Genomic DNA, 25,361 nt, shown 5'->3' with positions numbered 1-25,361 from the left:
GCGGCGGATCAAGACCGAGTAGCGTTATCGCTTCATCGCCAGCAGTGCCTGGGCGCGCTTCAGATGCGGCATGTCGAGCATGGCGCCGTCGAGACCCACGGTCCCGGCGCCGGGAATGGCGTCGAACGCGGCGAGCACCTTCTCGGCATGGGCGATTTCATCGGGCGAGGGGGTGAAGGCGGCGTTGATCACCGGCACCTGATCGGGATGGATCGCCAGCATCCCGCGAAAGCCTGCACGGCGCGCGCGGCGGGCCATTTTCTGCAGGCCTGCCGAATCGCGGAAATCGCCATGGATCGTCTCGATGGCGCTGACCGATGCCGCGGCCGCGCCGGTCAGGCAGAGCGCGCGGAATAACTGATAAGGGAAGTCGTACTCGCCATTATCGTCGCGGTTGCTGGTCGCGCCGAGCGCCGTGGCGCTATCCTCCGCGCCCCAGCTCAAGGCGGCGAGGCGCGGGCATCCGGCGTAATTGCCGACGTCGAACACGCCCGCGGGGGTCTCGGTCGCGAGGACGAACACCGGAATGCCGCCGAGCGGAAGGCCGGCAGCGGCTTCCAACGCCGAGAGGTAATCGTTCAGCCGCTCGGCATCCGCGCGCGTTGCCTTGGGCAGGACGATTCCGTCGGGGCGAGCGGGCACCACCGCCGCGAGATCAGGCAACGCATGCGGCGTATCGAGGGGATTGATCCGTACCCAGTGCGGCTGGCGGCGGTGCGTCGTCTTGAGGTGGCCAGCGACCGCCTTGCGCGCATCGGGCTTGGCGCTTTCGGCCACCGCGTCTTCCAGGTCGATGATCACCAGATCGGCGGCGCTCAGCCCGGCTTTCTCGAGCTTGCGGGGCGAATCGCCTGGGGCGAACAGGAGCGAGCGGGCAGCGAGCGGAGTGATCGTCATGGCGGCGTTCTGGCGCAGGTGAGGGGCGTGCGCCAGCCCTCTCGCTTTTCGCTCTCCGTAAGGTTAAGCGCCATACCGGATATTCGATTAATGAGAGGGTAGCCCATGCGCGAAGCCGTCATCGTCTCCACCGCCCGCACCGGCATCGGCAAGGCCAATCGCGGCTATTTCAACATCACGGAGGCGCCGGTGATCGGCGCTCATGTAATGAATGCCGCGGTCGAGCGCGCCGGGATCGATCCCTCGCGGATCGACGACGTGTTCTACGGCGCGGGAAACGAATGGGGGACGCAGGGCTATAACGTCGCGCGCAACACGATCTTCGCCGCCGGTCTGCCGACCGAAGTGCCGGCGTTCACGCTCGATCGCAAATGCGGTTCGGGCCTGACCGCGATCGCGCTAGCGGCGCGCGGGATCATGTGCGACGAACTCGACGTGGCGTTGGCGGGCGGGATGGAATCGATAACGCTGACCGCGAAACAGGCGGGCAAGCCGTATCAGAACCAGTCGGTGATCGCGAAGAAGCCCTATGCGTATATGCCGATGATCGAGACCGCCGAGGTGGTAGCCGAGCGCTACGGCATCAGTCGCGAGGCGCAGGACGAGTTCGGCGCGATGAGCCAGCAGCGCGCCTATGACGGCCTGCAAAAGGGTGCCTTCGCCGAGGAGATCGTGCCGATCACCGTCGAGAAGGCGACCTTCGACAAGGAAGGCAACCAGACCGGGACCGAACAGGTCACCGTGACGCAGGACGAGGGCATTCGTGGCGGCACCACGGCGGAAATCCTGTCGGGGCTGCGTACCGTGTTCAAGGACGGCATGGTGATCAAGGAAGGCAAGTACATCACTGCGGGCAATGCCTCGCAGCTCTCCGACGGCGCCGCGGCGCAGATCCTGATGGAGCGCAAGGCGGCAGAGGCCGAGGGCAAGGACATTCTGGGCATCTATCGCGGCTTCCAAGTCGCGGGATGCGAGCCCGACGAAATGGGCATCGGCCCGGTCTTCGCGATCCCCAAGCTTTTGAAGCGGGCGGGCCTCAGGGTCGAGGATATCGGCCTGTGGGAGATCAACGAGGCGTTCGCGTCGCAATGCCTCTATTGCCGCGACACGCTGGGGATCGATCCGGAGAAGCTCAACGTCAATGGTGGCGCGATCGCGGTCGGGCATCCGTTCGGCATGACCGGATCGCGGCTCGCGGGTCACGCCCTGATCGAGGGGCGCAAGCGGGGGGTGAAATACGTCGTGGTGTCGATGTGCACCGCCGGCGGCATGGGCGCGGCGGGGCTGTTCGAGATTCCGGGCTAGGCTGGGCGTCACCCACGTCTGCCACCCCGGACTTGTTCCGGGGTCCAACCCTGCACAGTAGAAGCCGTCCATCGTCGCACGTTGGATGCCGGAACAGGTCCGGCATGACGATCGGCAGTGAGGCAAGTGACGTCGCTCCGTCACCTTCGTCTAAAGCAGCCTCATTTGCGCCATCCATCGCTCGACCAGTTGCGGCCAGACGCCGACCGGTCGATCCTTCTTGCGCAGACCGAAGGCGTGGCCGCCCTTGGCGAAGAGGTGCAATTCGGTCGACACGCCGACCTTGTCGAGCGCGCTGGCGTACATCAGGCTGTTGCAGACCGGGTCGACCGGATCGTCCCAGGCCTGGGCGATAAAGGTCGGTGGGGCCGCCTTGTTGATCGGCAGCGTGGGGTCGAACTTGCCGCCATCCCGGCAGATATGGCCGGGATAGAGCGCGACTGCGAAGTCGGGGCGGCTACTGATCCCATCGATCGCATCGACCGGCTTGTAGGCCGGTGCCAGGATGTTGCTGGTCTGCGCCACCAGATAGCCGCCGGCCGAGAAGCCCATCACGCCGATCTTGTCGGCATCAACGTGGAGCTCCTCGGCTTTGAATCGCACCAGCCGGATCGTTCGTTGAGCGTCCTGTAACGCCCGCATGATCTTGGGCGTGATGTGGCGTTTGAGCGCATCGTCCCAATATTCGTTGCCGCCGGGCGCGCGATATTTCGAGACGATGCAGGTTACGCCCTTGGTGGTCAGCCAATTGCAGATTTCGAAGCCTTCCAGGTCGATGAACACCTTTTGGAAGCTGCCGCCGGGAAAGACGATCACAGCGGTGCCGGTATTATGGCCCTTGGCCGGAACCACGGTCATCGTCGGAATGGCAATGTCGTTTACCGCTTGCGACTTGCCGCCATATTCGGGCGGCTCCTTGTAGGTGTCGACGCTTTCCGGTGGCTGCGGGCGAAGCGTACCGTCGGGCGGGCTGGCGGGCCAGATCGGCAATTGTACGAGCCCGGGCGCGGGCTGCCAGACACCGACCGTGCGCACCGGTGCCTCTTTCGTGACAGCAGGCATCGCGCGATGGGTGCTCGATTGCGGCTCGCTCGAGGCGCTTCCGGCAATGCCGGGCAACCCCAAACAACAAAGGAGCGGCAAAGCGAGGCGACGCACGGTGATTCTCCCGGTGGGCGACCGACGCAGCTTCTGGTCACGCTTGGCCCGGTGCAAGCATTTCTGCGCGCTGCCACAGCTTGTTGTGGATAAGCGCCATCCCAGATTTGCGCTCGAGGGACCTTTTTCCCTAGGACGCATCTCATGACAACGCACACGACCCGTATGCTCATCCTCGGTTCGGGCCCGGCCGGCCTGTCGGCCGCCATCTATGGCGCGCGCGCCGGGATGGAGCCGATCGTCGTCCAAGGCATCCAGCCTGGCGGCCAGCTGACTACGACGACCGATGTCGAGAATTATCCCGGCTTTCGCGAGGTGATTCAGGGCCCGTGGCTGATGCAGGAGATGCAGGCGCAGGCCGAGCATGTCGGCACGCGGATGATGTGGGACACGATTGTCGAGGTCGACCTGACCAAGCGCCCGTTCCGGCTCATCGGTGACGGCGGCGACGTCTATGTCGGCGATGTGTTAGTGATTGCGACGGGGGCCCAGGCCAAATGGCTCGGGCTCGACAGCGAGGAAGCGCTGAAGGGCAAGGGCGTCAGCGCCTGCGCGACCTGCGACGGCTTCTTCTATCGCGGCAAGAAGGTCGCGGTGATCGGCGGCGGCAACACCGCGGTCGAGGAAGCGCTGTACCTGACCAACCATTCGCCCGACGTGACCCTGATCCACCGCCGCGATTCGTTTCGGGCGGAAAAAATCCTGCAGCAGCGGCTGTTCGCCAACGAACGCATCAAGGTGCTGTGGAACAAGGAGGTCGAGACCTTCGTCGACGGTGGTGGTACTGCGGGTCTCGTCGCGCTCGAATTGCGTGACACGGTGACCGGCGAGCTCTCGCGGCTCGATGTCGAGGGCGGTTTCGTCGCGATCGGGCACCATCCGGCGACCGAGTTGTTCCGCGGCCATCTGGAGCTCGACGCCGATCATTACATCAAGGTCGAGACCGGCTCGACCCGGACCAGCGTGCCCGGCGTGTTCGCGTGCGGCGACGTCATGGACAAGGTCTATCGCCAGGCGGTCACCGCGGCCGGCACCGGATGCATGGCCGCGCTCGACGCCGAACGGTTCCTCGCCGAAGCCGATTTCGAGAAAGTGGCCGAAGCGGCCGAGTGACGTCAGCTGCTTGCCGGCTTCGTTTGGGGGTCGGCATGCTCTCCCGCGGGGACGTCATGAGGGACGTTCCAGCCGAAATAGACTTCTACCTCGACGACCTCGCCGTCGCGCAACGTGTGAACCTCCGTGTTGCGGAAGCGCCGGCCGCCCATCGTACCGATATAGGTGACGAACACCGCATCCCGGTCGGATGCCATGCGGACGATCTCGAAATCGTCCATGTTTTCGCTGCTCGGCCAGCAGAGGCGGAAATAGGCGTCGCGGTCGATCCGGTTGTCGATAGGGCTGGAGAAATGGAAATCCTCAGCGATCAACTGCTCGATCGCCTCGCGATCCTTGTCGACATAGGCTTGCAGGATGCCGCGGACGACATCTTGGTCGGAGATCATGGATAGCTCCCATCGCGTCACGGGCAAAACGCGAGGGCTAGCGGGGCGTTCCCGCGTTAGGCGCTCCGGATCGCCGCCACGATCTGTTCGCGCAGCCAGTCGCCGTCGCCGGGCCGCGCGAAGCTGTGGCTATCGCTATCGCGACGATGGATCGGATCGGCGCCGTGCCACGCATGCTCGAAGCGGATGGCGGTATTGTCGCGCTGGGCAAGCAGGATCGTGCGCGGCGTATCGACCATCGCCACCGCCATCTGTCCGGCGACAGGGTTGGTTGGTTCCTTAGATTTGGAAGAAGCCTTGCGTAACCCTTTGATTGCTTTTGCGATGTTTGTTCCTCCGGACAGAGCGCGGAGCCATTGGCGGGGATCGCGCAGGCGATCGGCATAATGCGATCGGATCGCCGAAGCCGGGGGCAGTGCATCCTCCTCGTCCCCGACCCAGGGGTTGGCGAGCACAAGGGCATCGATCCCGGCATCGCGGTGGAACAAGGCGAGGGCAGTCGCGGCGTCGCAATTGCCCAAAGCGACGACACGCGTCATGTGCGGCGCGAGCATGCGGAATTTGCGCGTGGCGGCTGCGATGTCGGGACCACTATCCTGATAGCCGCGATTGGCGCCGTCCGAGTCGCCGATTCCGCGCCGATCGAACCGGAACACCGGAATGCCCGCGGCGGCGAGATCAGCCGCCAACAGCGCCATGCCGCGATGCGCGCCGCAGCGCAGTTCGTTACCTCCCGACACGATCAGCAGCCCGGTCGTGCCCGGCGCGCCGTCGAACGTGCCGATCAGTGTGTGGCCGTCGCAGGGGAACGCGGTCAGTTCGCGCATCGCGCAATCCAGTCGGCGATATCGTCCGCGAGCAGGTCGGCGAGCGCGGAATCGTCGCCGGGCTCGCTCTGGCGCCATAACGGCGCGCCGGCGACCTTGCGGTCGGCCACCGCGGGATCGGTGTCGAGCCGGACGACGCGGACCGCGCCCTCTCGGACGCAATCGGCGGCGTTGAGATCGCGGAGCAATGTTCGCGACAAAGCGTTGCCCGCGATCGTGACCGGGCCGCCCTCGTCATTGTAATTGCCCAGGTCGATGTCGATCCGCGCGCCGGCCGCTGCGCTCGTGCGGAGGAGTTCACGCACCAGCGCCTCGCCTTTGGCGGGGGCGAGTTGCCAGCGCGATGCCGCCTTGACGTCATGATCGAGCAACGCGCCGCCGCGAAAGGATAAAATATGGACCGGGCGCTCGCCTGCGGCTTCCATCGCGGCGGACGCGAGCGCCGTTCGCCAGCCGGCGAGCATGGCATTTTCGGTCGGTACCAGGCTTTCGCCTTGCCCGGGAAGGTCGGGCAGCGCGCTAGCGATATCGCGCGCGGCCAGACGGCGCAGCATGCCGCTGACGAAGGTGCGCGTGCGATTGGCTTCCTCGAGCAAAGGCAGCACCGCAACCACGACCGGGCCCGTGGCAGGCCCGAAGCGGATCATCGCCTCGCGCCCTCCAGCCCAGTCGTAATGATCGATCATGTGCCTTTCTTAGCGCCAACCTTGGCTTCGGCGAAACGGCGGAGCGCACCGAAGCTCTCAAGCATCTCTCCGTCCACCTCATCGTCCTCGATCAGGATGTGGAGACGGTCCTCGATTTCGGTCAGCACGCCGGCGACCGCCATCGAATCGAGCTCGGGCAGCGCGCCGAACAAGGCGGTATCGTCGTCGAACGCGGCGACGCGGTCGGCGTCGAGCGCCAGGACATCCTTGAGGACGGCGCGCACGGTCTGGTCGACCGTCGACGGAGCAGGGTGCGTGGTCATCGTTTCGGCGCGTTACCGGGAGCGGGGCGGCTTGGGAAGGGTGACGACCGACGATAGCACCGCATCGATCAGCGCATGCCTCCAAGACTTTTCGCGCCGAGCTCGAATGGGTGGAAAGCGGACGCTAACGCTTGCCTTGATATGCCGTTGAGAGGAGGTCTTGCATGGCGTTCATTCTGGCAGCAAATTTCGCCCCGCAATACACGCAGTGGGTTGTGCCCGATCCCGATAAAGCCGAGCTTTTCCGCCGAGCGCAGGCTTACAACCACAAGACGGCTTACTGGCCGGTGCAGCTGTCGCACCGCGGAATCAGACTGCCACGCGAGTTATTTCCCGATAGCGGCCGGATCCCGGGCCGCGCAAAAAACCCGCCGCATATCATCAGCATGCACATGTTTCCCGGCGTGTCCGAGATCGTGCGTGATCTGATCGAAGAGTTCGAGCCTGACGTGCATCAATTCGTTGAAATACCAGTGACGCTGAAATCTGGCGAGCCGGCGCCGCATCGCTACAGCGCGCTGAATATCCTCAATATCGTCGATAATTACGTCGACTTCGACAGGACAGAGCTAGCGAGCAAGGATTATCCGGGGATGGGGCGCAAGCTGTTGCCGGTTTCAGCCTTCGAGAAACGCCCGATCTACGTTGACAAAAAGGCGATCGGGCGCCGTCATCTTTGGCGAAGTCCCGAAATCTCGTTCGCCATCACCGTCTCCGACGCTCTTTGCACGCGCATGCAAGCAGCAAAGGTGTTTGGTTATAACTTCATCAACTGCGTCGAGCTGTAATTCCGATTTGGCGCTAAGCTCACAGAAGGTCGCAATTGCTTCGCTTGCCGATAGGCCATTCCGCAAGGACAGGAGCGGGCCAACCGAGCCGTCTCCGCAACGCGATAGGGAAGCCTTGGGATAAGCCCCTTCGCTCGCTATCAGGGCGCCATGATCCCGCTCGATCCCGTGCCGCGGCCGCTCGATCACCTGACCCTACGCGGGCGACCCGGCGATCCGGCGCTTGCGACGCGCGAGGGCGTGCTCGACGTCGCCGCATTGGAGGCGGCGGTCGGCGCGTTGGCCGGCTGGCTGGCGGAGCAGGGGCTCGATCGCGGTGATCGCGTCGCGACCTGGCTGCCCAAGACGCGGTTGGCCTGCCTCATGCCGCTCGCGGCAGCGCGCGCGGGCTTCGTACACGTCCCCGTAAATCCGCTGTTCAAACATTTGCAAGTACAGCATATTCTTTCCGACAGCGGGGCGCGGCTGCTGATCACCCAAGCGGCGCGCGCCGGGTCACTGGAAGCGGCTGACGTGCGGATCGTGACCGAGGATCCGCCGCTCGACGGTGCCTCGCTGCCACCATCCAGCGCCGATCCGGACAGCCTGGCGGCGCTTCTCTATACGTCCGGTTCGACCGGGCGACCCAAGGGCGTGATGCTCAGCCATGCCAATCTCTGGCTCGGCGCGATCAGCGTGGCGCATTATCTCGGGCTCGGTCCTGCCGATCGCGTGCTCGGCGTGCTGCCGCTCAGCTTCGATTACGGGCAGAACCAGCTCTTCTCGACTTGGGCAGCGGGTGCCTGTGTGGTGCCGTTCGACTATCTGCTGCCGCGCGACGTCTATCGCGCGATCGAGCGCGAGCGGATCACGACGCTGGCCGGCGTGCCGCCGCTCTGGGCGCAGTTACTTGATATCGATCCTCAAGATATAGACATAAGTTCGCTGAAAAGAATTACGAATTCTGGCGGAGCGCTGACCCGGCGATTGATCGACGGGCTCCGCGACCGTTTTCCGCGGGCCGACATCTATCCGATGTACGGGCTGACCGAGGCCTTCCGCTCAACCTATCTCGACCCTTCGTTGGTCCAGACCCATCCGGAGTCGATCGGCCGGGCGATTCCGTTCGCCGAGATCATGATCGTGCGACCCGACGGGGCGCCGGCGGCGGCCGGAGAAGCGGGTGAGCTGGTCCATGCCGGTCCCTTGGTCGCGCAAGGCTATTGGCAGGACCCCCAACGAACCGCCGCGCGCTTCCGGCCCGCGCCGGAATGGTCGCAATCGGGCGGCACGGCGGTCTGGTCGGGAGACACGGCAGTCGCGGACGCCGACGGCCTGCTGCGCTTCGTCGGTCGCGACGACGAGATGATCAAATCGTCCGGTAACCGCATCAGTCCCAACGAAGTCGAGGAAGCGGTCACCGCGGGCGGCGAAACCAGCGAGGCGGTCGCGATCGGCGTGCCCGATGAGCGGCAAGGCCAGGCGATCGTGGTGGTGGCGAAGGGCGACGGTTCTGCGGAGCCAGGCTTGCGGGAGCGCCTCCGCCGCGATTTGCCCAACTTCATGCAGCCGGCACGCTATGTCTGGCTGGCGGAGCTGCCGCGCAATGCCAACGGCAAGCTCGATCGCGCAGCATTGAGGGGGATGACGTCATGAAGCCGATGGGCGCGATCCCGCCGGAGTTCCGATCGCTTCCGCTGGCGATTGGCGGCCGATCTGTGGAGCAATTGCTCAGCTCGTCGCCGGTCTTCGTCTATGACGCCGCCGTGGTGCGGAGCCGGATCACGCGGTTCCGCGCGGCGTTTCCCGGCGTCGACCTGCATTACGCGGTAAAGGCCAATCCGTTCGCGCCGTTGCTCGCCGCGATGGCGCCACTGGTCGACGGTTTCGACGTCGCGTCGGCGGGCGAACTGGTGCGCGTGGCCATGCTAGGCAAAGCGATCAGCTTCGCCGGGCCGGGCAAGACCGATGCCGAACTCGAAACCGCGATCGCAACGGGGGTGACGATCAACCTGGAGAGCGAAGGAGAGGCCGACCGCTCGTTAGCGGTAGCCGATCGGTTGGGGCGAACGCCGCGGCTCGCCGTCAGGGTGAATCCCGAATTCGAGCTGCGCGGATCGGGCATGCGCATGGGCGGGCGCGCCTCGCCGTTCGGGGTCGACGCCGAATGCGCGCCGGCGCTGGTGACGCGGATCGTGGCTGCAGGCGCTGAGTGGCGTGGTTTCCACATCTTCGCCGGGTCGCAAGCGCTCGATCCGGCGGCAATCATCGACAGTCAGGCACATACGCTCGACCTCGCCGCGCGGCTGGCCGAGGCTGCCGGGTCGTCGCCGCCGCTCGTCAATCTCGGCGGCGGGTTCGGCATTCCCTATTTTCCAGGCGAGCAAGCGCTTGATATCGAAGCGATCGGTGCCGCGCTGACGCCACGGCTCGATGCCTTGCTAAAAACCAGGTTCGCGATCGAGCTGGGCCGCTGGCTGGTGGGAGAGGCCGGCGTCTATCTGACCCGCATCGTCGATCGCAAGGAAAGCCGGGGCGAGACGTTCCTGGTGTGCGATGGCGGCCTCAACCATCAGCTTGCCGCCACGGGCAATCTCGGCACCGTCGTGCGCCGCAACTATCCCGTCGCCGTCGCCACGGCATCCCCGGACGCGCCGCGCGAGACGGTGAGCGTCGTCGGTCCGCTCTGCACGCCGCTAGACCGTCTCGCCGATCAGGTCGAGTTGCCCGTGGCCGGTCCGGGTGACGTCATCGCCGTCTTCATGGCGGGAGCTTATGGACTTACCGCCAGTCCCTGGGAGTTCCTCGGCCACCCCAGACCCGCGGAAATCCTGGTCTGATCTTTTACTCCTAACGCAATATTTACCCCCTCGACCCCATAGCCAAGCCCGAAGTCTGCGCGTGCCGGAGTGACGTCACCGGTCCAGCCATGCGCCGACGGGAGGCTGATTATGAGTTTCGTGAAGTTTTCCAAGGCCTTGATGCTCGTTGGCGCGAGCGCCAGCGTGCTGACGGGATGCGCCGGCGGCGGCGGTGCGCAATTGCCGCCCGCGTCGTTCGTCGGAACGCGCGAACAGCCGAGCGAGGAATATGTGATCGGTCCGATGGACCAGCTCAACATCTTCGTGTGGCGCAATCCCGAACTGTCGGCGAAGGTCCAGGTGCGCCCCGACGGCCGTATCACCACGCCTTTGGTCAACGACATGCCCGCGGTCGGCAAGACCCCGGCGATGCTCGCCGACGACATGAAGATCGCGCTGTCGACCTATATCAAGGATCCGATCGTCTCGGTCATCGTCGAGAGTCCGCAGAGCACCTATAGCCAGTCGATCCGCATCGTCGGCGCGACCGAAAAGCCGGCGTCGATCCCGTATCGTGCCAACATGACCCTGCTCGATGCGATGATCGCGGTCGGCGGGCTCAACCAATATGCCGCCGGCAATCGCGCGCGGTTGGTGCGCCAGGATCGCGCTACCGGTCAGCAGCGCCAGTATAACGTCAAGCTCGGCAAACTGCTCAAGGACGGCGACCCGTCGGCGAACGTCAAGCTCGAGCCAGGCGACGTCATCATCATCCCCGAATCGATGTTCTGACGGAGGCCTGAAACCGTGAACGGCCTCTATGACGAAGTTCGCATCGCGCTCCACGCGATCTGGAACCGCCGCTGGATCGCGCTGGCGGCGGCCTGGGTCGTCGCGATCCTGGGCTGGCTGGCGGTCAGCCAGATGCCCAACCGCTACGAATCGAAAGCACGCGTCTTCGTCCAGATGGGCCAGGTGTTGCCGTCCAAGATCGGCATCAGTGCCGCGGAGCAGCAGAACGACGTCGATACGATCCGCCAGACGCTGACCAGCGCGGTCAACCTGGAAAAGGTCGTGCGCGGCACCGACCTCGCCAACACGGTCTCGACTCCGCAGGAAATCGCCGACCGCGTCGCGGGGCTGCAGCAGAACGTCAAGATCGTCGCCCAGCAGAACAATCTGTTCGAGATCAGCGTGACCGCGTCGAGCCCCAAGCTCGCCGCACAGATCAACCAGAAATTGATTTCGATCTTCGTCGACCAGAACCTGGCCGACGATCGCAACGACACCCAGACCACGTTGCGCTTCCTCGACAGCCAGGTCGAGGATCTGCAACGTCGCCTGAGCGATGCCGATGCCAAGCGTGCGCAATTCCAGACGCAATATCTCGGATCGCTGCCGGGCACCGGGTCGCTGTCGGACCGCATGTCGGCTGCGCGCACCCAGATGGCGCAGATCGACAGCGATCTTGCCGCCGCGCAGACCAGCCTGGCGTCGATCAACGGCCAGATGGCGGGCACCACGCCAACCATTCCGGGCGTCGGCGGGGCCGGCAGCGCAGGGCCGGCGCGCGCGCGTCTTGCGGCGATCGAGGGCCAACTCGCCGACGCGCGGGCCAAGGGCTATACCGAGAACCATCCGGACGTCGTCGCGCTCAAGAGCCAGCTCGGCGCCGCGCGTGCCGCCGCTGCACGCGAGCCGGCGGTGGGCAGCTATGCCGGCAACGGGCAGCCCAACCCGCAATATCTGTCGCTCAAGTCGATGCAGGTGGACAAACAGTCGCAGGTCGCTGCCTTGATGGCGCGCAAGCAGCAACTTCAGCACGATATGGATGCGATCACCGGCAAGCTGAACGGCGATCCGGCGGCAGCCAACGAGCAAAGCCAGATCGACCGCGATTACCAGGTGCTCAAGGCGCAATATGACAAATTGCTGAGCGACCGCGAGGATGTCCGCGTCCGCGCCCAGGCGCAGGCGCAAACCGATTCGATCAAGTTCAAGGTCATCGATCCGCCGCGCGCGCCGCGCGCGCCGACCGCGCCCAATCGCCCGTTGTTGCTGACCGGCGTGCTGCTCGCGGCGATCTTCGCCGGGATCGGCGGGGCCTTCGCGCTGTCGCAGCTCAAGGCGACCTATGCCACCGCCGGACGGCTCGAAAAGGCGACCGGTTTGCCGGTGATCGGGTCGATCAGCGAGCGCGTATCGCGGGCGGAAGCCGAATTCAGGAAACGCAAGCTGCGCATGTTCGCGGGCGCCGCGGCCGCATTGCCGGTCGCGTTCGTCGGCCTGCTCGGCGTGGAGATGCTGATGCGGGGGCTCGCGGCATGAACAAGCCGATCATAACCAAGAAGGGGTCGCTGCTCGAGCGTGCTGCGGAAGTCTATGACTTCTCGGCGCGGCTCAACGCACGCGCGATTCCGGAAAGCGACTTGCAGGCGCCACCGGTCCGCACGCCGGTCGCGTCCGTTCCGGTCGTCGAGACGCCGCAGCCGGTGGAAATGCCGAGGGCTGTCGCGGTACCGGTCGAAATGCCCGCCGCGCCCATCGCTCGGCCGGTGCTCGTGCCGCCGGCGGCTTTGCCGGTGCCGGGCCGGCAAGCCAATATCGATCGCGATCTGCTGGCGGAAAACCAGTTGCTCATCCCGAGCGCGCCGATCGGCGTGCTGGCCGAGGAATTCCGCCTCGCCAAGCGCCAGCTGCTGCTCACCGCGCGCCAGCTCAACCAGCACGAGCCCGACAAGGCGCGGACGATCCTGGTCTGCTCGGCCAAGCCCGGCGACGGCAAAACCTATTGCGCGATCAACCTGGCAATCTCGATGGCGGCCGAGCGTGACACCCGCGTGCTGCTGGTCGACGCCGATTTCGCCAAGCCGGGGATCATGGCACGGCTCGGAGTCGCCGACGGCCCGGGCCTGCTCGACGCCCTTGCCGATCCCGCGATCGATATCGAGAAGTGCGTGGTCGGCACCGACATCCCCAATCTCAGCCTGTTGCCCGCCGGCGCACAGACCAATGCCGATGTCGAACTGATCGCCAGCGGCCGCACGCCCGCGCTCATCGCGCGGCTGCTCGCCGCGGATCCGGGCCGTGTGGTGATCTTCGATTCGCCGCCTGCCTTGTCGGCATCGCCCGCCTCGGTACTGGCGCTGCATGTCGGCCAGGTCATGCTCGTCGTCCGCGCCGACAAGACGTCGGAAGGCGAGATCCGCGACACCGTGCAGCGGCTGGAAGGCTGCGAGCATATCCAGCTTTTGTTGAACAGCGTTGCGTTCGCCCCGGGGGGGGCTCGTTTCGGCAGTTATTACGGCCAGGAGGACGAGGGGCAATGATGCGGTGTATTTCCGCGGGAGTCGCGCTTGCGACGTTGCTGGCGGCAATGCCGGCGGCGGCGCAGGACGACCGCCTGGTCGGGGGCAGGGACCGCAGGGTCTCCGTCGCGCCCTATATCGAACTCAGCCAGGTTCTCACCGCCGATGTCCAGTCGGGTGACGTGTTGACCTACAGCTCGGCCGCCGCCGGCGTCGATGCCGCGGTCGAGACGCGGCGCGTGTCGGTCAATCTGTCGGCGCGGTACGAGCATCAATTCGCTTGGGACAAGAATAGCGGCGACGCCGACGTCGTCACCGGTCTGGCCAACGCCCAAGTGCGCGTGACACGCGGGCTGTCGCTCGACGCGGGTGGCATCGCCACGCGCTCGCGCAACGACATTCGCGGCGCCGCGCCGGTGTTTTTCGGCAACGACCGCGCCAATGTCAGCAACGTCTATTCGGGCTATGTCGGCCCGACACTCACCACCGGCAGCGGTCCGGTCGCGATCAACGCGGCCTATCGCTTCGCCTATACCAAGGTGACCGAGCCGGGTCCGACCGGGGTCGCTCCGGGCAGCCCGCGGCTCGACTATTTCGACGATTCGAAGACCCAGATCGCGACCGCCTCGGTCGGCTTCAAGTCGGGCACTGTCCTGCCGGTCGGGCTGACCGCCAGCGGCGGCTGGACGCGCGACGATCAGAGCCAGCTCGGCGGACGTTTCGACGATCTCTACGGCCGCGTCGATGCGGTGCTGCCTTTGTCGGGCTACGTCGCGGTCGTCGGCGGCGTCGGCTATGAAAAGCTGACCTCCAGCGGCCGCGATCCGTTGCTCGATGCCGGCGGCGTGCCGGTTACCGACAGCCGTGGCCGGTTCGTCACCGATCCCAACTCCCCGCGCCGCATCGCCTACCAGACCGACGGCATTTATTGGGATGCCGGTGTCGTGTGGCGCCCGAGCCCGCGCACCGCGCTCGAAGCCCATGTCGGTCGGCGTTATGGTTCGTGGAGCTATACCGGCTCGCTCAGCTATGCCCCGAGCAGGAGCGTCGGCGTCCAGGTCGGCGTCTATGACACGGTCGAGACTTTCGGCAGCCAGTTGCAGCGCAGCTTGCGCGGGCTTCCGGCCCAGTTCACCGCGACGCGCGATTTGCTGGCCCAGCAATTCTCCGGATGCACTTTCGGTACGACCGGCGGCGGCGCCGCGGGCGCATGCATGAACTCGGTGTTCCAGTCGGTATCGACCGCGACCTATCGCTCGCGCGGGGTGGACGCGGTCGCTACCCTGACTCGCGGCACGTCGACGCTCGGCTTCGGCGTGGGCTATTCGAACCGCAAATTCTATGCGCCCAACAGCCCGGGCGTAGTGATCATCGGCACCAGCGACGAGAGCTATTACGCGCAGCTCTTCTACTCGACCTCGATCGGCGAGCACACGTCGTTCAATGCCGATCTGTTCGCCAATTATTTCGACAGCGGCCTTGCGCCGGGGATCTACAGTCTGGGGGCAACCGGGTCGGTCTCGCGCAGCTTTGGCCGCCTTGGCACGACCGTCTCGCTTGGCGCTTATACCTTCAGCCAGAAGGGGCAGGAGGACCAGACCACCGCGCAGGCGCTTCTTGGGGCCCGTTACCAGTTCTGACTGCAGAGGCGGAGCAATCCGCCCGGAGATGAAGACGATGTATGACGACCATTACGGATTGAGCGGACGCCCGTTCGCGCTGACGCCCGATCCCAAATTCTGGTTCGATACCGCCACCCACCGCAAGGCGATGGCGTATCTCGGCTATGGCCTGAGCCAGGGCGAGGGCTTCATCGTCATCACCGGCGATGTCGGTGCGGGCAAGACCACGTTGGTCGGCCATCTGATGGCGACGATCGATCGCGAGCGGCTGCACGTGATCAAAGTCGTGTCGAGCCAGGTCGACGGCGACGATCTGCTACGCATCGTCGCGACCGGGCTGGGGGTTGAGACCGCCGGCCTGATGAAGGCGCAATTGCTCGTCGCGATCGAACGCGGCCTGCATTCGGTCGCGCGGTCGGGCCGCCGTACCTTGCTGATCGTCGATGAGGCGCAAGCGCTGCACACCGGCGCGCTCGAAGAATTGCGCATGCTGTCCAATTTTCAGGCCGGCGGCCACGCGCTGCTGCAGATCTTCCTGCTCGGCCAGCCCGAATTTCGTGCCGCACTGCATGGCAGCGACCGGCTCGAACAGCTTCGCCAGCGCGTGATTGCCATGCATCACCTCGATCCGATGGGCGCCGAAGAAGTCGAGCCGTACGTGCTCCACCGCATGTCGCTGGTCGGCTGGAACGGCCGCCCCAAATTTACACCCGATGCGTTCGCCGCGCTTTATCGCGGGTCGGACGGCGTGCCGCGCCGGCTCAACCAACTTGCCGGCCGCGTCTTGTTGTTCGGCGCGATCGAGCAGATCGACGTGATCGACGCCAGGGTGGTCGACGCGGTGATCGCCGACATCACCGGCGACATGCCCGCGCCCAGCGCGCCCGCGCCGCGGCCGGTCGTAGCCGCGCCTGAGCCCATGCCCGAGCCCGCAATCGTCGCGGCCCCTGAGCCGATCAAGGCGCCCGAACCGGTCGCGATGCGCGAGCCGATCGCGGCGGTCGAGCCCGCCGCGCCGGCCAACGATGCCAAGCCCGCGCCGATCGAGATCGCGCAGGACCGCTTCGCCGCGATCGAGGCGCGGCTAGAGGAACAGGATGCGGCGTTGCGCCGGGTGCTGGCATTGCTGGTCGACTGGGTCGAGGGTAACGAGGCCGCGGCAGCGCGCGGTGGCCGCGCGGCCTGACGCGCGGCAGGAGCGGCGAGATGCGCAACGGCCTGTCGGTCGACGTCGAGGAGTGGTTCCAGGTCGGCGCTTTCGAACGCGTGATCGACAAGGCCGATTGGGACGGCCTGGACAGCCGCGTCGCTTACAATACCGGCAAGGTGCTCGATCTGTTCGGTGAAACGGGCGTCAAGGCGACCTTCTTCACCCTGGGTTGGGTGGCCGAGCGAAATCCTGCGCTGATCCGCCGCATCGCCGAGGAGGGCCATGAGGTCGCCAGCCATGGCTGGGATCATGATCGCGTGTTCACGATGACTGCCGAGGCGTTCCGCGCCGATCTCAGGCGCGCGCGCATCGCGCTGGAGGATGCATCCGGCCAGCGCGTGATCGGTTATCGCGCGCCGAGCTTTTCGATCGATCAGCGCACGCCCTGGGCGCACCAGGTGCTGGCCGAGGAAGGCTATAGCTATTCGTCGAGCGTCGCGCCGCTCGTCCACGACCATTATGGCTGGGCCGAGGCGCCGAAATATGCTTATCGCCCGGTGGCCGGATCGGATCTGATCGAACTGCCGATCACGCTCGCCGATGTCGCGGGGCGCAAGATCACCACCGGCGGCGGATTCTTCCGACTGTTTCCGGCGGCGATAACCGATCGCGCGGTGGTGCGCTCCAATCGCGATGACGGTCGGCCGGCGGTTTTCTATTTCCACCCTTGGGAAATCGATCCTGAACAGCCGCGCGTCACCCGCGCGCCGCTCAAATCGCGCCTGCGCCATTATAGCCGGTTGGGAGCGATGGCGGGCAAATTGCGCGGGCTGGTGCGGCGCCACGATTGGGGGCGCGTCGATACCGTCGTCGCGGCCGAAGCGGAGCGCCTGCAGTGACGATGCCCCTGGTCTCGACCCCGGTGGCGATCAATGCCGCCGACCTGGCCGATCGGGGCGAGCGCGCGCAGATCGATGCCTATGTCCGCGCGCATCCCGATGCGACGCCGTTCCACCTGACTGGCTGGAACGTCGCAGTCGCCCGCGCATGCGGCCAGACCGCGCATTGCCTGATCGCTGAACATGCCGATGGCAGCCTGGCGGGTGTGCTGCCGCTGACCGAAATCCGCTCACCGCTGTTCGGCAAGGCTTTGGTCTCGACCGGGTTCGCCGTCGATGGCGGCATTCTGACCGATCGCGGCCCTGTGGCTGACGCTCTTGCCGCCTCGGCCTGGGCGATGGCTGAGCGGCTCGGTTGTCCCAGCCTCGAGCTGCGCGGCGGACCCGCACCGGGTGAGGGCTGGATCGTCGACGAGACAACGTATCTCGGTTTCTCGCGCGATCTGGCCAAGGACGACGAGGCCGAATTGCTCGCTATTCCGCGCAAGCAGCGCGCCGATGTCCGCAAGTCGCTCGACGCGGATTTGGACATCGCGATTGGCAGCACCGCGCGCGACCTCGCGATGCATTATGCGGTGTTCTCGGAGTCGGTCCGTAATCTCGGCACTCCGGTCTTCCCGGCCAAGCTGTTTCGCGAGGTTGCTGCCGAGCTCAGCGAGCATGCAGACATCGTCACCGTGCTCAAGGAGGGCAAGCCGCACGCCAGCGTGTTCAGCCTGTATCTCAACGGCACGGTCTATCCGTTCTGGGGCGGCGGCACGCGCGAGGCGCGCGCGCTCAAGGCCAATGACCGGCTCTATTACGAACTCATGCGCCATTCCCGTGGACGCGGCTGCACGCGTTACGATTTCGGCCGGTCGAAGGCGGGGACTGGCGTTGCCGCTTTCAAGAAGAATTGGGGATTCGAAGGGGTGCCGCTGCGCTATGCAAAGCGCGTGGCCGCCGGCCAGACGCCGCGCGAGATGAATCCGATGAGCCCGAAATATCGGCTGCAAGTCGCGGTGTGGAAGAAGCTGCCTTTGTGGCTCGCCAATGCGATGGGACCGGTGATCGCCAAAGGCTTGGGCTAATGGGCGACACTCTGTTTCTTGCGCACCGATCGCCGTTTCCACCGGATCGCGGCGACAAGATCCGCGCCTATAACGTGCTCAAATATCTCGCCGCGCGGAAGCGCGTGCATCTGATCGCCTTCGCCGACGACCCGCGCGACCTCGAGAACAGCAAAGAGTTGGTGTCGCTGACCGCAAGCCGCTCAATCATCTGGCGGTCGAAGTCGCGACTTAGGGCGCTGGCCGAGGCACTGGTGCAGCGCAAACCGGCGTCGCTGACCGCATTTGACGATCGTGCGATGCACGACGCCGTGGCCGACGTACTCGAGCGTGAGGCCATCGATACGATCTACGTCTTCTCCGGCCAGATGGCGCAATATCTGCCGGCCAAGACGCCGGCGCGCGTGATCATGGACTTTTGCGACATGGATTCGCTCAAGTTCGCCGACTACGCGAAAGGCTCGCGCGGACCCATGCGGTGGCTGATGCGGCGCGAGGCGAGACTGCTGTTCGAGTTCGAACGCCGGGTTGCGCAGCGCGTCGATGCCAGCCTGTTCGTGAGTGAGGCCGAGGCCGATCAGTTCCGGACGCGCACCGGCGCCGCCAACGTCGAGGCGGTCGAGAACGGCATCGACACCGACTTTTTCGATCCGGCCGCTGCGTTCGAACGGATCGACACGCCCGGCAAGTTGATCGTCTTCACCGGCCAGATGGATTATCGTCCCAATGTCGAGGCGGTGAGCTGGTTTGCCGACGCCGTGCTGCCGCACATCCGTGCCACGCATCCCGACGCCGATTTCGTCATCGTCGGCCGCAACCCGACCGACGCGGTCACCGCGCTGGCGAGGCGGGACGGCGTACAGGTGACCGGCGAAGTGGCCGACGTCCGCCCGTGGCTCGACGCCGCGGCGTGCGTGGTCGCGCCACTCAAGATCGCGCGCGGTATCCAGAACAAGGTGCTCGAAGCCATGGCGATGGCGCGTCCGGTGGTGGCGAGTGGCCCCGCCGCTGAGGGGATCGATCATGACGGGACGATCCTGAGCGGCGACACGGTCGCCGAGGTAACGGATGCTGTGAACGGCCTGCTGTCGGACGCAACGGGCGCGGCTGCGATGGGGCGCAACGCGCGTGAGCGGGTCAAGGCGCGTTATGGCTGGAGCGCGCGGCTCGCCCCGCTCGACGCGCTGATCCGGTCAGACGCTAAGGACGCCAGTCCGGTAGCAAAGGGGCGAGTGGCTGCATGACCAATGTCGCCAGTGCGCCGCCGCATGCCGGCGTCATGATCTTACCCGCATGGCGCCGGCCGTTGGCCGCGCTTGCCGCGGCGATGGCGATCATCCTGTTGATGTTCCGGCACGATGTAGCGGCGCTGGCCGAGCTCTATTGGACCAACACGACGTTCGGGCATTGCCTGTTCATCGCACCGGTCGTCGGCTGGCTGGTGTGGATCCGGCGCGGCGAGCTCGCGCAACTGACGCCCCAGGCTTGGGCGCCCGGACTCGCACTGGTCGCGGCCGGAGGATTTGGCTGGCTGCTCGGCGACGCCGGGGGCGTGTCGTTTGCGCGGCACCTCGGCGTCGTGATGATGCTGCAGGGCGCGGTGGTGACGATCCTCGGCCCCAATGTCGCGCGCGGGCTGCTCTTCCCGATCGGCTATGCGCTGTTCCTGGTGCCGTTCGGCGAATTCCTCGAACCGCCGCTCCAGACGATCACTGTATGGATTACGATGCACCTGCTGCACCTGGTCGGCGTCGCGGCGACGGTCGACGGCGTGCTGATCACCGCGGGCGACAAATATTTCGAAGTGGCGGAGGCGTGCTCGGGCTCCAAGTTCGTGATCGCGATGATCGCTTATGGCGTGCTGGTCGCCAACCTCTGTTACCGCACCTGGCCGCGGCGGATCGCCTTCATGACGATGGCGATCATCGTGCCGGTGCTGGCCAATGGCGTTCGCGCGTTCGGGACGATCTATGCCGCGGTGCTGACCAGTGTCGAACAGGCGACCGGATACGATCATATCGTGTTCGGCTGGGTGTTCTTCGGGTTGGTCATGGCGGCGGTGCTGGCGATTGGCTGGAAATGGTTCGACCGCGCGCCCGACGCGCCGGCGTTCGATCCCGCGCGCCTGCAAGGGCCGGTCCGCTGGCCGCTCGACACGATTATCGCCGCCTTGCTGGTGCTCGCGGTCGCGGCAGTGTTTCCCGGCTGGTCGGCGGCGATCGCCGGCCGCGCGCAGACGCTGCCGCAGCATATCGATCTGCCGCAAGTCGCCGGCTGGACCCGCGCCCCGGTCAGCACGCGCGCGCCCTGGGCGCCGACCTATCCGGGCGCCGATCATCAACTGTTCGGCCGCTATGTCGACGGTGAAGGCAATGCTGTGGACCTCGCCATCGCCGTCTATGGCAGCCAGCATCAGGGTAAGGAGATGGTCGGCTTCGGCATCGGCGTCATGCAGCAGGATGACCGCTGGGTGCGGGTCGAGGATCTCGACGATCTCGACGGCGGCACGGTCATGCGCATCACCGCGCCGGGACCGGTGGAGCGACAGGTCGCGACGTGGTACCGGATCGGCGATGTCCTCACGTCCGACCCCAAAATCGTGAAACTCCAAACGCTCAAGGCCAAGCTGCTGGGCGGGCCGCAGCGCGCGGTCGCGATTCATGTTTCGGCCGAAACGCTGCCGGGACACGACCCGCGCGCGGCAATGGCGAAATTCCTCGCAGCTTTGGGGCCGCTCGACCGGTTGGCGGATCGTTCGGCGGGAATGGTGCAGTGACATCTTCCGTCATCCCAGCGAAAGCTGGGATCTCAAGCCGTATAGCGAATAGGCGCGAGATCCCAGCTTTCGCTGCGGTGACGGCAGTGGAATTCGGGAGCAGCTAACAAAATGTGCGGCATCGCCGGGATCTATCACCCCGGAACCCCCAAGCCTGTCGACCGTGCGCGCGTATTGGCGATGGCCGATGCCCAGGCGCATCGCGGTCCCGACGGCGCCGGCGTGTGGACCGGGTCGGGCGTCGGCCTGTCGCACCGCCGCCTGGCGATCATCGATGTCGCTGGCAGTCCGCAGCCGATGCGCGACGGCGACCTGACCGTCACCTATAATGGCGAGATCTACAATTTCGCCGAGGTCCGCGCCGAATTGCAGGCGATGGGCGCGAAATTCGTCACCAATGGCGATACCGAGGTTTTGCTCCATGGCTGGCGGCAATGGGGCCCGGCGATGCTCGACCGGCTCAACGGCATGTTCGCCTTCGCGTTGCACGATGCCGGGCGGCAATGCCTGTTCCTGGCACGCGATCGGGTGGGGGTGAAGCCGCTCCATTATGTCGTGCTGTCGGACGGATCGGTCGCCTTCGCGTCGGAATTGAAGGGACTGCTCGCGCATCCGCTGCTTCGCCGCGCGCCCGATCTCTCCGCGATCGAGGATTTCATGGGGCTGGGCTACGTGCCCGACGATGCCAGCGTGGTCGCTGGCGTGAAGAAACTGCCCGCCGCGCATTATCTGTTGCTCGAACGCGGTCGGCCCGTGCCGGCGCCGCGCCGCTGGTGGGATCTCGACTTTACCGGTCGCGCGAGCGGGTCGCTCAAGGACCTCGAGACCGAATTGGTCGACCGGATGCGCGCGGCGGTGAAGCTGCGCATGGTGTCCGACGTGCCGGTGGGAGCCTTCCTGTCCGGCGGCGTCGACAGCTCGGCGGTGGTCGCACTGATGGCCGAATTGTCGAAAGGCGCGGTCAAGACCTGCACGATCGGCTTCCACGCGGCCGGGCATGACGAGCGCGACTATGCCGAGGCGATCGCGGCGCGCTATCATACCGATCACCGCGAGCGTGTCGTCGCCGCCGACGATTTCGGACTGATCGACCGGCTGACCAGCGCGTTCGACGAGCCGTTCGCCGATGCCTCGGCGCTCGCCACCTTCCGCGTCTGCGAGCTGGCCCGCGAGCAGGTGACGGTGGCGCTGTCGGGCGACGGCGCCGACGAGGCGTTCGCCGGCTATCGCCGATACAAGTTCCAGGCGGCCGAGGAGCGCATCCGGTCGCTCTTGCCGCGAGAGATGTCGGCCAACGTGTTCGGCACGCTCGGGCGATTCTATCCCAAGGCCGACTGGGCGCCGCGTCCGCTGCGCGCCAAGACGACCTTGCTCGCCCTGGCCGAGGACGGCGCGACCGCTTATGCCCGTTCGGTCGGGGTGACGACGCCGGCGCTGCGCGAGAAATTGTTCACCGCCGAGGCTTGGCGCCAGCTCGGCGGCCATCGCGCCGAGAACCGCTATATCGCCACGATGCGCGACGCGCCGGCGCGCGACGCGCTCGACCGCGCGCAATATGCCGACATCCAGCATTGGCTGACCGGCGACATCCTGACCAAGGTCGACCGCACCAGCATGGCGGTCAGCCTGGAAGCGCGCGAGCCATTGCTCGACTATCGGTTGATGGAATTCGCCGCCACCTTGCCGGTGTCGATGCGGTTGCGGCGGGGGCAGGGCAAATGGCTGATGAAGAAGGCGATGGAGCGTTATCTGCCCGATGACATCCTCTATCGGCCGAAGATGGGCTTCGTGACGCCGATCAGCACCTGGTTCCGCGGCGCGCTGGCCAACGAGGCCGCTGGTTTAGCGCGCTCGCCGCGGCTGCTGCAATGGTTCGACGGGCCGGCGATCGAACGGATCGCGGCGGAGCACAAGGCCGGCCGCGCCGAGCATGGGCGGACCTTGTGGCAGCTGGTCACCCTGGATCGAAGTCTGGCGCGGTTGTTCGGCTGAGCAGTCCCCCTCCCGTTTACGGGAGGGGCTAGGGGAGGGCATGTCTGGACGGCGCGCGTTGCTCAACAGGCCCTCCCCCGACCCCTCCCGTAAACGGGAGGGGAGAATCTCACCGCAATTTCGCGATCGACAGCCCGTCCTCTTTCGCCCGCTGTTTGACCGATTCCTCGCTCCGCGTCAGCGCTTTGGCGATCGCCTTCAGCGCCATGCCTTTCTTGGCCAGCGTATGGAGCTTCTGCACTTCGTCCTGCCGCCAGGGCTGACGATGGCGCTCGAACTTCTCAGCCATGGAACACCGCCATCGCGGCATGCAGCGTCAGGGCGGCCAGGACCAAAGTCGACAGCACGAAGATCGAAAATCGGATCGCGATCTTGTTGGCGGTCGCCTGGACGATCGAGTGGACGATCCTGAGGCCGACATAGGCCCAGGCGAGATAGGCGTTGAAGCCATTGCCGGTTCCGGCGAGCGCGATCGTCAGCGCGACTGCGTAGAACAGGGTCGGCTGTTCCATCAGGTGATTGTAATTATGCGCGGGCCATTGCGCCTGTTCGGGCACCATACCGTCGAGGATGCCGGGGCGGCCGCCGCGCGCCTTGGACATGTCGATCCCGGCTTTCTTGAGCGCGGGCATCCGCACTGCCATCATCCAGACGCACATGACGAGCGTCCATGCGATCAGGACGACGACCGGCTTCAGGATTTCGTAGTGCATGAACAGGCTCCCCGGATTTTTATGTCCGGGCAGGCTGCATCAATCGGTTCGCAAATGCAACGGATCGCGGCTGGCGATAGTCAGGCCGCGGACCGTGAGTCGAATTCGGCGCGAGCCGCTTCGATCCGATCGAGATTATCCTTCGCCCAGATCCACACGCCGCAAAACGCCTCGCCCAGCGTCAGGCCGAGATCGGTCAGGCGATACTCGACGCGTGGCGGGATCACCGGGTGGACGGTGCGCACGACTAGCCCGTCGCGCTCCATCTGGCGCAGCGTCTGGGTCAGCATCTTCTGGCTGATACCCGGAACTTCGCGACCGATCCGGGTGAAGCGCAATTCGCCCTGCTCGGCGAGCACATCGAGGATCAGCATCGTCCACTTGTCCGCGACGCGGCCGATCACTTCGGTCACCAACGCCTCGACGCGCGGGTCGATATGCGCAGGCCAGGGCAGGTCTCGAACGGGCGGTGCGCTCATCGATCACTCTCTTTCGGGTAAGTATAAATCTTTCTGGTGCCTTCTTTCACCGGGAGAGTATCGGCGTACATCGCTCCCATCAACCCCAAGGAAGGAGCGATCCGATGAAAAGCAGCGGCAACACCATACTCATCACCGGCGGCGGTTCCGGCATCGGCGAGGCGCTTGCCCACCGGTTCCATGACGCCGGCAATATCGTGATCATTGCTGGGCGACGCCAGGACGCGCTCGACGCCGCGGCGGCGGGCCGGCCCGATATCCATACGATGACGCTCGACATCGAAAGCGGGCAGGGCGTCACCGATTTCGCGGCACGGCTGCTCGCAGCTTTCCCGGCGCTCAACGTGCTGATCAACAATGCAGGAATCATGCGGCTCGAACCGCTCGATCGGTCGCGCGACCTCGCCGATGCCGAAGCGACGGTCACCACCAACCTGCTCGGGCCGATCCGATTGACCAATGCGTTGATCGATCACCTTACGGCTCAGCCGGATGCCGCGATCGTCAACGTCACCTCCGGTTTGGCGTTCGTACCGTTGGTCGAAACGCCGACCTACAATGCGACCAAGGCGGCGATCCATTCTTACACCATCGCGATGCGCGACGCGCTGGCGGGCAAGGTGGAAGTGATCGAACTGGCGCCGCCGGCGGTGCAGACGGGCCTAACACCGGGCCAGGAAACGCGCGAAGGCTATCAGCCCCTCGACGAATTCGCCGACGAAGTGATGACGCTGTTCGGGCAGCAGCCGACGCCCGCGGAAATTCTGGTCCAGCGCGTCAATTTCCTGCGCAACGCCGAGCGCGAAGGGCGGTTCGACGCGGCGTTCCAGCAAATGAACCACCTCGTCCGTCAGGCACGCGCCGGCCAGCAACAAGGATAGATTCCATGCCGTTTGCGAATTTCAAACTACCCGAAGCCGCGCTCTCCACCGCGCAAAAGGCTGACCTCGCGCATCGCACGACCGAGCTCTTGGTCGGACATTTCGGTGAACATGCCCGGGCGCACACGATGGTCTTGATCGAGGAGGTACGCGATGGCAGCTACACTCGCGCCGATGAGGTGTTCGTCGTGCCCGATGCGTACCGCGCGAAGGATTAGGCCCAGATTCCCTCTCCCTTTGGGAGAGGGAGGGAGCCGACGTAAGT

General features: G+C 65.6%; 26 protein-coding genes. 17 read left to right on the top strand and 9 right to left on the bottom strand.

The annotated features are described in order from the left end of the window. Positions 1 to 24: 24 nt before the first annotated feature. The gene (locus tag SPR01S_RS03125; protein WP_066584795.1) at positions 25 to 897 is read right to left on the bottom strand and encodes an HpcH/HpaI aldolase/citrate lyase family protein; all 873 of its coding nucleotides are present in this window, start codon (positions 895 to 897) and stop codon (positions 25 to 27) included. A 105-nt stretch (positions 898 to 1,002) separates the two neighbouring features. Between SPR01S_RS03125 and SPR01S_RS03120 the strand changes: the two genes are divergently transcribed. Then, positions 1,003 to 2,202 carry an acetyl-CoA C-acyltransferase gene (locus SPR01S_RS03120; RefSeq protein WP_066584792.1) on the top strand — a complete coding sequence of 400 codons (1,200 nt, stop codon included), beginning with the start codon at positions 1,003 to 1,005 and terminating at the stop codon, positions 2,200 to 2,202. Positions 2,203 to 2,352: 150 nt separating this feature from the next. On the opposite strand, the gene SPR01S_RS03115 is transcribed toward SPR01S_RS03120, so the two are convergent. Continuing rightward, the gene (locus tag SPR01S_RS03115; protein ID WP_218016693.1) at positions 2,353 to 3,237 is read right to left on the bottom strand and encodes an alpha/beta hydrolase; all 885 of its coding nucleotides are present in this window, start codon (positions 3,235 to 3,237) and stop codon (positions 2,353 to 2,355) included. Between the two features lie 267 nt (positions 3,238 to 3,504). Between SPR01S_RS03115 and trxB the strand changes: the two genes are divergently transcribed. Then, positions 3,505 to 4,473: a thioredoxin-disulfide reductase gene (gene trxB, locus SPR01S_RS03110; protein WP_066584783.1), complete on the top strand. Its 969-nt coding sequence runs from the start codon at positions 3,505 to 3,507 to the stop codon at positions 4,471 to 4,473. 2 nt (positions 4,474 to 4,475) lie between these two features. On the opposite strand, the gene SPR01S_RS03105 is transcribed toward trxB, so the two are convergent. Genes SPR01S_RS03105 through SPR01S_RS03090 form a run of 4 tightly spaced genes read right to left on the bottom strand, consistent with a single transcriptional unit; the run spans position 4,476 to position 6,659 of the window. Beyond that, positions 4,476 to 4,862, bottom strand: a complete 387-nt coding sequence (locus tag SPR01S_RS03105; RefSeq protein WP_066584780.1) for a nuclear transport factor 2 family protein — start codon at positions 4,860 to 4,862, stop codon at positions 4,476 to 4,478. A gap of 56 nt (positions 4,863 to 4,918) precedes the next feature. Further along, on the bottom strand, positions 4,919 to 5,689 hold the full coding sequence (locus tag SPR01S_RS03100; RefSeq protein ID WP_066584778.1) for a hydrolase 1, exosortase A system-associated: 771 nt from the start codon (positions 5,687 to 5,689) through the stop codon (positions 4,919 to 4,921). Further along, on the bottom strand, positions 5,677 to 6,375 hold the full coding sequence (locus SPR01S_RS03095) for a hypothetical protein (protein WP_066584771.1): 699 nt from the start codon (positions 6,373 to 6,375) through the stop codon (positions 5,677 to 5,679). The genes SPR01S_RS03100 and SPR01S_RS03095 overlap by 13 nt, the downstream gene beginning before the upstream one ends. Beyond that, on the bottom strand, positions 6,372 to 6,659 hold the full coding sequence (locus SPR01S_RS03090; protein WP_066584768.1) for an acyl carrier protein: 288 nt from the start codon (positions 6,657 to 6,659) through the stop codon (positions 6,372 to 6,374). The genes SPR01S_RS03095 and SPR01S_RS03090 overlap by 4 nt, the downstream gene beginning before the upstream one ends. A gap of 164 nt (positions 6,660 to 6,823) precedes the next feature. On the opposite strand from SPR01S_RS03090, the gene SPR01S_RS03085 reads away from it, so the two are divergent. The 13 genes from SPR01S_RS03085 (at position 6,824) to SPR01S_RS03025 (ending at position 23,023) form a co-directional block, all read left to right on the top strand. After that, complete coding sequence (locus SPR01S_RS03085; RefSeq protein WP_066584766.1) at positions 6,824 to 7,447, top strand: imm11 family protein; 624 nt, start codon at positions 6,824 to 6,826, stop codon at positions 7,445 to 7,447. 150 nt (positions 7,448 to 7,597) lie between these two features. Then, positions 7,598 to 9,082, top strand: a complete 1,485-nt coding sequence (locus SPR01S_RS03080) for an AMP-binding protein (RefSeq protein WP_066584764.1) — start codon at positions 7,598 to 7,600, stop codon at positions 9,080 to 9,082. Further along, entirely contained in the window at positions 9,079 to 10,266 is a 1,188-nt protein-coding gene (locus SPR01S_RS03075; RefSeq protein WP_066584762.1) for a pyridoxal-dependent decarboxylase, exosortase A system-associated, read from the top strand. The genes SPR01S_RS03080 and SPR01S_RS03075 overlap by 4 nt, the downstream gene beginning before the upstream one ends. 111 nt (positions 10,267 to 10,377) lie before the next feature. Next, a complete protein-coding gene (locus SPR01S_RS03070) occupies positions 10,378 to 11,019 on the top strand; it encodes an XrtA/PEP-CTERM system exopolysaccharide export protein (protein WP_066584760.1) in 642 nt (213 codons plus the stop codon). A 15-nt stretch (positions 11,020 to 11,034) separates the two neighbouring features. After that, complete coding sequence (locus tag SPR01S_RS03065) at positions 11,035 to 12,555, top strand: XrtA system polysaccharide chain length determinant (protein WP_066584758.1); 1,521 nt, start codon at positions 11,035 to 11,037, stop codon at positions 12,553 to 12,555. Beyond that, positions 12,552 to 13,556 (top strand): AAA family ATPase, encoded by a 1,005-nt coding sequence (locus SPR01S_RS03060; protein ID WP_066584755.1) that lies wholly within the window; start codon positions 12,552 to 12,554, stop codon positions 13,554 to 13,556. Before SPR01S_RS03065 ends, SPR01S_RS03060 begins: the two co-directional genes overlap by 4 nt. Continuing rightward, positions 13,553 to 15,175, top strand: a complete 1,623-nt coding sequence (locus tag SPR01S_RS03055) for a hypothetical protein (RefSeq protein WP_066584752.1) — start codon at positions 13,553 to 13,555, stop codon at positions 15,173 to 15,175. The genes SPR01S_RS03060 and SPR01S_RS03055 overlap by 4 nt, the downstream gene beginning before the upstream one ends. A gap of 37 nt (positions 15,176 to 15,212) precedes the next feature. Continuing rightward, complete coding sequence (locus SPR01S_RS03050; RefSeq protein WP_066584996.1) at positions 15,213 to 16,343, top strand: AAA family ATPase; 1,131 nt, start codon at positions 15,213 to 15,215, stop codon at positions 16,341 to 16,343. A 20-nt stretch (positions 16,344 to 16,363) separates the two neighbouring features. Continuing rightward, positions 16,364 to 17,206, top strand: a complete 843-nt coding sequence (locus SPR01S_RS03045) for an XrtA system polysaccharide deacetylase (RefSeq protein WP_066584750.1) — start codon at positions 16,364 to 16,366, stop codon at positions 17,204 to 17,206. Between the two features lie 2 nt (positions 17,207 to 17,208). Beyond that, complete coding sequence (locus tag SPR01S_RS03040) at positions 17,209 to 18,276, top strand: FemAB family XrtA/PEP-CTERM system-associated protein (RefSeq protein ID WP_066584748.1); 1,068 nt, start codon at positions 17,209 to 17,211, stop codon at positions 18,274 to 18,276. Further along, positions 18,276 to 19,499: a TIGR03087 family PEP-CTERM/XrtA system glycosyltransferase gene (locus tag SPR01S_RS03035; protein WP_066584746.1), complete on the top strand. Its 1,224-nt coding sequence runs from the start codon at positions 18,276 to 18,278 to the stop codon at positions 19,497 to 19,499. Before SPR01S_RS03040 ends, SPR01S_RS03035 begins: the two co-directional genes overlap by 1 nt. Next, positions 19,496 to 21,031 (top strand): exosortase A, encoded by a 1,536-nt coding sequence (gene xrtA / locus SPR01S_RS03030; RefSeq protein WP_066584744.1) that lies wholly within the window; start codon positions 19,496 to 19,498, stop codon positions 21,029 to 21,031. The genes SPR01S_RS03035 and xrtA overlap by 4 nt, the downstream gene beginning before the upstream one ends. A gap of 111 nt (positions 21,032 to 21,142) precedes the next feature. Then, positions 21,143 to 23,023: an XrtA/PEP-CTERM system amidotransferase gene (locus SPR01S_RS03025; protein ID WP_066584740.1), complete on the top strand. Its 1,881-nt coding sequence runs from the start codon at positions 21,143 to 21,145 to the stop codon at positions 23,021 to 23,023. Positions 23,024 to 23,132: 109 nt separating this feature from the next. Here the strand turns inward: SPR01S_RS03025 and SPR01S_RS03020 are convergent, their stop codons facing one another. From SPR01S_RS03020 to SPR01S_RS03010, 3 genes are all read right to left on the bottom strand, one after another. Continuing rightward, positions 23,133 to 23,312 (bottom strand): hypothetical protein, encoded by a 180-nt coding sequence (locus tag SPR01S_RS03020; protein ID WP_066584739.1) that lies wholly within the window; start codon positions 23,310 to 23,312, stop codon positions 23,133 to 23,135. Further along, positions 23,305 to 23,736 (bottom strand): MAPEG family protein, encoded by a 432-nt coding sequence (locus SPR01S_RS03015; protein WP_066584738.1) that lies wholly within the window; start codon positions 23,734 to 23,736, stop codon positions 23,305 to 23,307. The genes SPR01S_RS03020 and SPR01S_RS03015 overlap by 8 nt, the downstream gene beginning before the upstream one ends. Before the next feature lie 80 nt (positions 23,737 to 23,816). Next, positions 23,817 to 24,215 (bottom strand): winged helix-turn-helix transcriptional regulator, encoded by a 399-nt coding sequence (locus tag SPR01S_RS03010; RefSeq protein ID WP_066584736.1) that lies wholly within the window; start codon positions 24,213 to 24,215, stop codon positions 23,817 to 23,819. Between the two features lie 104 nt (positions 24,216 to 24,319). Between SPR01S_RS03010 and SPR01S_RS03005 the strand changes: the two genes are divergently transcribed. Continuing rightward, a complete protein-coding gene (locus SPR01S_RS03005; RefSeq protein WP_066584732.1) occupies positions 24,320 to 25,096 on the top strand; it encodes an SDR family oxidoreductase in 777 nt (258 codons plus the stop codon). Between the two features lie 5 nt (positions 25,097 to 25,101). Further along, positions 25,102 to 25,314 carry a tautomerase family protein gene (locus SPR01S_RS03000; RefSeq protein WP_066584729.1) on the top strand — a complete coding sequence of 71 codons (213 nt, stop codon included), beginning with the start codon at positions 25,102 to 25,104 and terminating at the stop codon, positions 25,312 to 25,314. Positions 25,315 to 25,361 lie beyond the last annotated feature (47 nt).

It is taken from the genome of Sphingomonas pruni NBRC 15498, from assembly GCF_001598455.1.
In the GTDB taxonomy this organism is placed as follows: Bacteria; Pseudomonadota; Alphaproteobacteria; order Sphingomonadales; family Sphingomonadaceae; genus Sphingomonas; species Sphingomonas pruni.
The sequence above is the reverse complement of the archived record's forward strand: the minus strand, read 5'-3'. Positions and strand labels throughout refer to the sequence as shown.